We start from the raw sequence: 8,824 nt of genomic DNA, 5'->3' as shown, positions 1-8,824 counted from the left end.
GCTTCAGGGCGACAGCTTGGAAAGGGCTTGAGAAAGCTTGGAATCCGGATATCCCTGGCCGCGGATGTCGACAAACTTCTGATAGGAGGCCGCGGCGGCCGGGCTTCCCAGTCCCTCTTGGGCTTGGGCCATGTAGAAGTGAACCGGAGGGAAGTAGCGGTAGGTGGGTGTTTCGTCCAGGAACAGCGCCGTAAACTCGCCCCGCCTGTTCAGGCAAGCCTCGAACTCGGAATAGGCCGAAGGAAAGGCTTCACCGTCCAGGTAGGCCAGACCCAGCAGAAAGCGTCCCATGACGGTGTCGGCCAGGCGCTGAGCCTCGCGGTGGGTGCGGATAGCCTGCTGGACGTTTTCCTGCAGCCGCTGGGCTTCAGCTTCGAGAAGCTTGCCGTAGGCTTGCTCCTCGATCTGCAGGCTGGAGCTGAGGCGCTCGGCCAGCTCAGCCGCCCTTTCGAATTGTCCGGCGCGCAGGTAGACCAGCCCAGCCTGAAAGATGACTCCCAGCTTGCGAGTATTCGTTAGGGCTCTTTCGGCCCACAGCAAGGCCGGTTCCTCTTCTCCCAATTGGATATAGGCCGAAGCCATGGCGATGCGCTTGAGGCCGGGAAGCGCGGGGTTCTCGCGGGCCAGGTCGTTTTGCAAGATATCGAGGGCGTCCCGGAAGCGCCCTTCATAGGCCGCCAGGTCGGCCAGTCCTGCGGCGGCAGTAGAGGCTCCTTGCTCTCCTCTCTCACTCAGGCGGAGCCAGGTGCGGCGGGCCTCCTCCACGTCTCCTTGAGCCAGCTTGGTCAAAGCCAGATAAACGTAGGTGGCCTCGAAAGAATCGTCCAGCTCAAGAGCCTTGAGGGCTTCGCTCTCAGCGGTTTCCAAGTCGCCCGCAAACATGGCGTACCAAGCCGAATTGGCACGCATGACGACGTTGCCAGGATTGGCGTCGGCCATGGCCTTGCCCTGCTCATAGGCGTTCTCGAACTCGCGGGCGAAGAAGGCTGCGTAGGCCAAGTTGGCCCGCCCGACCCGGTCGCCGGGCACTTCTTCAACCAGCGCCGAATAGGCTTCTACCGCTTTCTCGAAGTCGCGGTGCAGGATGTAGTAATTGCCGCGCGTCCGGTAGCGTTCGCGGGGCGTCATCCGGTCCAGGTGCGACATGGCCAGCAGGAAGTAGCGGTCGGCCTCTTCGTGGTTGCCCAGGTTGAAGTTCATGACCGCCAGGCCCGAGTACGCGCGTCCCATCTCGGGATCGAGTTCGACGGCTGACTTGTAGTAGTTGATTGCCTCCTGCCAGCGGCCCTGCTGCTGCACTTCCTGGGCCCGGGCATAGGCTTGGGCGGCCTCCAGCGAGTTGCTGGTGAAGGTCTCGACCGAGGCCCGCATTTCGGCTTCGGAGGCTCGGTCGCCGAGAGCGCGCCGAAGTCCCACAGCGGCAGTCCCAACCGCCTCAAGCACCTCTTCGCGGCTGGCGGCGCGGGCCTGCTCCGTATCGAGCACGTCGCCTGAGAAGGCGTCCACGGCTTGCAGGGAAATCGAGTAGGAATCGCCCGAGCGGGCAATGCGTCCGCTCACCACCACGTCGATGCCCTCGCGCTGCGCCACCAGACGGGCGGCCTCCTGATCCAGCCGATCCAGGTCAGGATTCAATTGGGCTGCAATGTCGCGGGCCCGCTCGCGCCGGAAGGACTCCAGAAAGGCCGACCCTTCCAGGCCGATGGAGAGAGCCTGTTCGATGGTGCCCTGAAAAACCCGTTCGCCCGTCTCGTTGGCGAAGTCGGCGATCAAGACGTTCATGGGCTCAAGAGAAGCTGCCGGCGGAGGCTCGTTCAGGATTCCCAGGTTCAGCACCAGGAATGTCGCCGCCACCACCAGCAGGACCAGGGCGGGCGCCGCGATCCAGACACGCTTGCTCCTCAGGGCTTTCTTCAAAGACCCTAGCCTGCGCAAGAAGAAGCGGCCTCCGAAAGAGGACCTTCCGGTCTCCATGCCCCGGTCAAGATCGGCCAGGAGTTCATCGACGGAGGCGTAGCGGGCCTCCTTCTCTCGCGCCATGCAGCGGGCGATAACGTCTTCCAAAAAGGGCGGCACGTCAGGGTTGAAAGTGGTCACTGCAGCCGGCGGCTTGACGGTCCGCTGGATCATCACCTCAAAGACCGTGTGGCCGCTGAAAGGCACCCTTCCGGCGGCCATTTGGTAGAGCATGGCGCCCAGCGAATAGATATCGGATCTCTCGTCGATCTCCTCGCCCTTGACCTGCTCCGGAGACATATAGTCGGGCGTCCCCATCAGTTGGCCCGCTTGGGTCATGGCCGTCTGCTGCATCGACTTGGCCAGTCCGAAGTCGGTAAGCAGAACCTGGCCCGAGGAGTCGATCATGACGTTGTCGGGTTTGAGGTCGCGGTGGATTACGCCCTGCTCGTGAGCCGCTTTGAGACCCTCGCAGATCTGGCGGAAAACACCCAGCACCGTCTGCGACAGCTTGCCCTCGCGCTTGAGCAGCTCCGACAGGTTTTCGCCGTCCACGTACTGCATGGTCAGGAAGGTGACGCCTTCGGCTTCTCCCAGGTCGTAGACGCGCAGGACGTTGCGGTGGGTGACCACGCTCGAGAGCTGGATCTCGCGCTTGAAGCGCTCCAGCATTTCAGGTTGATTGGCGATTTCAGGCTTGATGACCTTAAGGGCCACTTCGCGCTGCAGGGCGTTGTCGTAGGCGTGATAGACAGCCCCCATGCCGCCCTGCCCCAACAACTTGCGGATGCGATAGCGCCCGGCCACAGTCATGCCCTCGCCAAACGGATCGGTTTGGCTGTGGTCCTCGTCCGAACCTGCCCGGGTTGTGCCTTCGGGGGCCTTCTTCTCAGGTTCGGGGGGCAGGTTCACGATGGTATCGGCGCCGGAATCCACCTGCTGTTGCTCAATCGACTGCTGCATCAGCAGGGTGCCCGCGTTGAACATCGCCTCCTGGTCGGAGGGAGGGATCGTGTCGAGTCGCTCCAGGACCTTTGACCGCTGTTCTTCTCCGCCGCTGGGCCCGTGGGGCGCCGCCAGTATCTGGGAAACCGAATCGCTCCACTCTTTGAAGGAGACTCCTGGAAAACTGACCAACGAGGGTTTAAGCGGCGTCTGGTCGAGCAAGCAGGGAATAATGGTCTTGTTGAGGGCTATGGCTGCATTCCACTCGAACTCGACCTGCTTGGACTTGGCCGCGTGCTGCGACCAGACCACTACCATCAAGTCGTGTGAGGAAATGGCCTTTCCGATGGCTTTGGGAGCCGCTTCCCGCGGATCCAGTTCTTGATCGCGAACCGTCTGCAATCCCAGCTCGCGCAGGGTGGCCTCGACCTGCAAAGCGGCCTCCGAGTCCTCGCTGGAATGGCTGATAAAGGCGCTTTCTCGAGGCATAACCTTCACCCTCGGCCGCCGTGGATCAGCGGATCTCTAGAATAACGGCCTTGCTTGCGAAAACCTTGCCATCGGCGGCGCTTCCGAGATTGACGACCAGGGTGCGGCATCCGGTCGGCACCGAGGTCCCGCTTTCGCTGGACGACAGCTTCCAGTTGAAGACGTATTGGCTGGATGACCGCAGGTCGGTGCCGCCAGCGCAAACCTCCGTAGAGGCGCAACTCGGGTATAGCGGAATCGTCTGGTTCGCGTCAAACGAACAGCTCCCATCGACGCGGGGGCTGGCCTCCGAGATCGTAATCGAGTGAATCAAATCGAGGTCATTAACCTCGGTCCCGTCTTGTGAAAGCTGCCACTTCAAGGTCAGCGTCTTGCTGACGGCAAAAGAGCCGACAAAGGGTACCGAGTCCGGATCATTGAAGTCGCCGGCCGGACCTACCGGAGGAGCGAAACCGGCGAATTCGACGAAGCTGACCGTGATCAGCGCGCTGGCCTGGGCCGAGAGGTAGTTGTCGGTCTCCGAGGCCGCGGCCACGATGACGTAGGGTGTCGGACTGGGGTCTAGGACGGTTTCTGGGAAGACTTCTTGCCCCTCGGCGGAATCGAGGAAGTAGCGCACCACCGCTCCGCCGTCAGGGGGCAAGACCTGTGCGTTGAGGACCGCCGCCAACGGCTCGGGATAGGTCAGGCTCTGGTCCTCGAAAATAAGCGTCAGGGCGGCTTTGTCGATGATCAGGGTGAATTCGAGCTGCCCGGTGTAATTGCCCAGGCGGTCTTCGACGGTGATGACGACGGTGTAAGTCCCGGCATCGGTAGGCGCTCCGGGCAGGTCGTTGCCGTCTGAGTCGCGGTAGGCGAGCTGGAAGGTTACGGAAGGCGGCAGCACCGGCTGGCCTTGCTCGTCAAGGGCGCTGCGCACGCAGACCTCGATGGGATCGCCGTCGAAGGTGGCCCGGATCACGCCGTCGCTGAAGGCCCCCGTGTCACAGGTGCCGACATCCAGCAAGACCCCCACCTCGATTTCGTCCCCGCTGATGTCCACCGGGGTGACGATGAGTTCCACGACTTGGGAGAAGCAGCCGCTTTCGCCACCCGCGTCGCCCAGTCCGCAGCGGAATCCCTGGTCGGGCACGTACTTGGCCTGCACCGAATAGGGAGAGCCGGCGGCATTGAGGCCGAGATCGCCGGGCGTGAAGCTGATCTGGGCCTTGGCCTGACCACCCACGTCCGTCAGAGGACCCGACCCGATCAGAATGCCGTTGACCAAGAAGTCGACGCTCCCCGCCGGAAGCGAACCGTTGTAGGAGCCCACTTTGGCCGTGAAGCTCACCTGCTCATCGAAAGCCGCCGAGACCGTCCCTCCCGATTCCAGCACCGTCCAGGTGCCGGACAGACCGTCTTCTTCGGCTTGGGGCACCACAACTCCGATCACTTTTGAGGGATCGTAGCCGTCCCGGCAGATCAGCGGATCGCTGCCGTCGGGGACGCAAGTGGCCCTCAAGGTGGCGAAAATCCGCCCGCCCGGTGGCGCCGTGAAAGTCGACTGGAGCAGAATCTGGTTGAGGACGCTGGGGTCCAGGTCCCTGAAATCAGGCAGTCCGATGATGTTGGCCAGGATCTCCTGGTCGAAAATCGGGAAGGCCTTGAGCGGGCAGTCCTGGGGAGTGGGCGAAGTAGCCAGGCAATCCGGATCCAGCGCCACCGTCTGGCTTTGGCTGACTCGCCGGATGATCAACTGGGCGTTGTCAGGAAGGCGCTGGAAAAGGGGAAAGAAGAAGTACCCCGAGCTGGTGTTGGCCAGCGTGTCGATCTGCCAGGTCAGATCGACGATCTTGGTTCCATCTTTGAGCGGACTGGCGAAAATGGCCGAATTGTAGATCTGCTCGGAGGGGAAAATCCCTCCCACTACGCCCTGCTGTCCGTCGACCGGCCCGTTGACGGGGTTGTTGAAAAGCGAGGCGTTGAAGAGAGAGGCGTTGAAGAGCGACGCATTGAGAAGCGAGGCGTTAAAGAGCGAGGCGTTGAAGAGAGAGGCATTGAACAGCGAAGCATTGAAGAGGGAGGCGTTGAAGAGCGAAGCGTTGAACAGGGAGGCGTTAAAGAGCGAGGCGTTGAACAAAGAGGCGTTGCGGATCGAGTCGGCGATGGCCGGATTGAAGAGCGAAGCGTTGAACAGGGAGGCGTTGAAGAGCGAAGCATTGAAGAGCGAAGCATTAAACAGCGAGGCGTTGAAAAGCGAAGCATTAGCCCAGTTGTAGACGCTCTGATCCAACAGCGCGGGGTTGAACAGAGAGGCGCTGTAGATGGCCGGATTGAAGAGCGAGGCATTGAACAACGAAGCGTTGAAGAGCGAGGCGTTGAGGGCGAAGGGCTTGCCGGGATCCGTTAATTCCGGCCAGTAGGTGGCCAGGGCGATGACTTGAGGCCAGTCGGTTACTACTCCATCCGGCCCCAATTGCGGGGTGCAGGCCGGGAAAATCAGCAGCAACGAGGGATCGTCGACCTTGTTGTCGGGCAGGCCGTCGGGTCCGGTCAGATCGAGGAACTCGCGGCAGTCGAAGGGGATGAACTGCGGCGTGTGGATTTCTTCGCTCAAAATATCGCTGGCCCCGTCCACCAGGTCGACGTTGACCGGCAGCGGATTGGAACGATCAGGATTGATCACGGTCGAGGCCTGCAGGCCTCCGCTCTTGAAGCCGGGCGCGCCGATGGCCTCGATCTCGTTGGCGAAGACGGTGATTCTAGGTCTGAGGTCGTTTGAGATGCCCTTCCTGGCGAAAAGAGTGACGCCGATGGATGTCAGGCTCTCCGCCTCGACGTCCATCGTGGGAGAAGAGAAATCGGGCGTGAAGGAAACCTCGATCCCGGCCGGGGCCTGAAAAGACAACCGGTAGAAGCGCGATCCCCGGGTCCATGAAGAGCCCGTGAGAGTTCCCTCGTTGAGGGTGTTTTCCAGGATGAGGGCGAAGGCGCGGGACTGCTCAGCATCGAGGAAGAGGGGTTTGAAATTACCCGGCGACCCCAAGGCCACCCCGCCGCTCAAGCGAGCCGTGTAGGGATTCTGATCGAGCATGCGGGCTCGTCCCGGAATGCCCAGGTACTCGCTGGCCCAGTCCTGTTGCAGCACTTCCCGGCCCTCGGAATCGAGCACCGTTTCAGGCTGGGGAGGGACCACGTCGCGGCTGTCCGCGAATGCCACGTGGGCGGTGGGCGAGGGAACGCAGTCGACACCGCTCTTGCAGGACGGCCGAGCCAGATTTTGCATCCAGCCGCCATTGGGCCCAGCCAGGATGTCGGCGCCGTTGATCTCGATATAGTCGCCCATAAAGGCCTTGTCGCCGCCGTAGAGAGGATAGTTGGCGGCGGGATAGCGCAGTTGCACCAGGTCGTACTCATCGGGCAGCAGATTGCCCTGCGCATCGCGCTTGGGAACGATGGCTCTGGCGTATTTGGAGGCCTTGGTCAGGGCAAAAACCGGGCTTTCGTGGGGCAGGGCCTCGGCCACATAGACGTCGACGGTATGACGCACCGGCAAGGGCGCGAAATGGGTCGGATCGACAGGGATCAGCGATTCCAGGAACTCGGGATCGTCCAGCCTTTCGCAGTCGGCGGCGGTGATCTCGGCATTGGCGCCCTCGGCGTTGCCCACCTCGCTGATGCAGCAGTCGACGAAGTCGCTGCGGCCGTCGCCGTTGAGGTCTTCGTCCGGGTCGTCACACTGGCTCGACCTCAGCCTGCGCAGGATATCGGGAAAGACGTCCTCGCGAAAATCGTAGAAGACCATGGCCACCCTGCCTTCCATGGCCGTCAGATGAGGCATGATCTGGTGGCCTCGGGGCAGGGCCAGATCGGCGCTGGCGGCTCCCGCCGCGCCCGCCCCCGAGGCCGGAACCTGAGGATCGACCGGCGCGGGAGCGGTCCAGTTGATGGTGTCGAGGCTGGTGGTGATGACGATGCGGGCGCCGTCGCTGATGGCCCCGTCTCCGTCCACGTCGGCTCCCCAGCCCTTCTGAGACCAGGCCAGGTAGTGGCGTCCTTGGGCGTCGATGGCCAGCGTGGGATAGGTGTTGGTGCGGAAGCCGACATAAGGGTCCTCCACCGGACTGCCGCTGCTGTCGGTCATGTCGGCGGCGCGGGTGGGAAGATCGAAAGGCTGGCTGCCTTCAAAGGCTTCCAGGTCGGCCACCTTGACGGCTGGATCGAACTTGAGCTTGTTCGACTCGCCGGCCTCCTGTCGGGCGATCCAAATCGAATTCAGCTCGCCGTCCAGTCCGAACTGGCGCCAGGCCACAGAAACCCTGCCGTCAGGCGCCACTTTGACAACCGCACCTTGGCTCACGCCTTGAGTTTGATTGACGACGGTGGCGTTCTCCCAACTCTGGCCGCAGTCGAGGCTGCGCGAGACCAGCAGCTTGCTGTTGGGATTCTTGGTGCCTCCCGTGAAATCGGCATAGGCTACGTAGACGGTGCCACAGGGAATGGTCTGGGTGATGAAGCCGTCCATCGAGCCGTCCTCGCCGTCGGCTGCCAGGCAGGCGGGATTGTCGGTCGGGTCGCAGTTCAGGGGAACCGAGATGTCGGCCGACTGGGCGCCGCTTCGGACGATGTCGACGGCGGCTGAGATCTTGTCCAGGAACTGCCCGGCCGTCCCCGACTGGATGATGTTGTCGTCGATGTGCTGAATGGGGCTGGCGAAAGGCTGGGAGGGGTCGGGCGGACTGGGCAGAGCCAGGGGAAAGTCGACTCCCTCCACATTGTTCAAGTCCATGAAGCGGCTGCAGAAGACCGCCCCGACGGCGTTGTTCCCCCGGTTGAAGACGATTCCGCAGTAATAGAACAGGCCGTGGCTTCCGGCCCGCACCTGTGGATCGGCTACGGCTTGAAATCCGAACAGAGGCGAGTCCTGGCATTGAGGACGAGTGTCCTGAGGATAGCAGGGCAGCAGGGTGCTGCGCCAGTGCCGGCCCTGGTCCAGCGAGACGAAAACTCCGCCCCAGACATCTCCCGAAGAGGCCGAGCCCAAAGCGGGCGGGGTCTCGAGCAACGGGATCTTGACGGCCCGGTAGTCGTTGGCTCCCGCCAAGATGTGGCGGCCGTTGCGGCTGGAAACGGCGAAGGAAAGCTCGTTCTGCTTGGTAAAGAAGGGGTCTCCTTCGATCAACCCCGCCAAGTTCCCGGTGGGGGTGCCGTCATCCGTTTGGACGCTGACCGGCCCTCCGGCCATGTTGATGTTCGCTCCCGCCCGCAAGGCGGGATCCGGGACATCCTGGCCCATGGCCGCCGATGCGGCCAAAAGCCCGATTAATGCGGCGTAGAGACACCGATTCGCCTTCCCCAACACACCCATGGCCCCGTCCCTCCAAAGACTTTCGGTAGAAGTGAAACTCGCAGCGTGAATGCTATCAAAGCACGGTTTAATGGTCAATATCGTCTT

General features: G+C 62.3%; 2 protein-coding genes. Both read right to left on the bottom strand.

Annotated elements, in window-relative coordinates; all coding sequences use genetic code 11:
* Positions 1-3 precede the first annotated feature (3 nt).
* The gene (locus VLU25_17105) at positions 4-3,390 is read right to left on the bottom strand and encodes a protein kinase (protein HSR69653.1); all 3,387 of its coding nucleotides are present in this window, start codon (positions 3,388-3,390) and stop codon (positions 4-6) included.
* A gap of 25 nt (positions 3,391-3,415) precedes the next feature.
* Positions 3,416-8,683: an MBG domain-containing protein gene (locus VLU25_17100; GenBank protein HSR69652.1), complete on the bottom strand. Its 5,268-nt coding sequence runs from the start codon at positions 8,681-8,683 to the stop codon at positions 3,416-3,418.
* Positions 8,684-8,824 lie beyond the last annotated feature (141 nt).

It is taken from the genome of Acidobacteriota bacterium (genome assembly GCA_035471785.1).
GTDB lineage: Bacteria > Acidobacteriota > UBA6911 > RPQK01 > DATIPO01 > JANQFM01.
The sequence above is the reverse complement of the archived record's forward strand: the minus strand, read 5'-3'. Positions and strand labels throughout refer to the sequence as shown.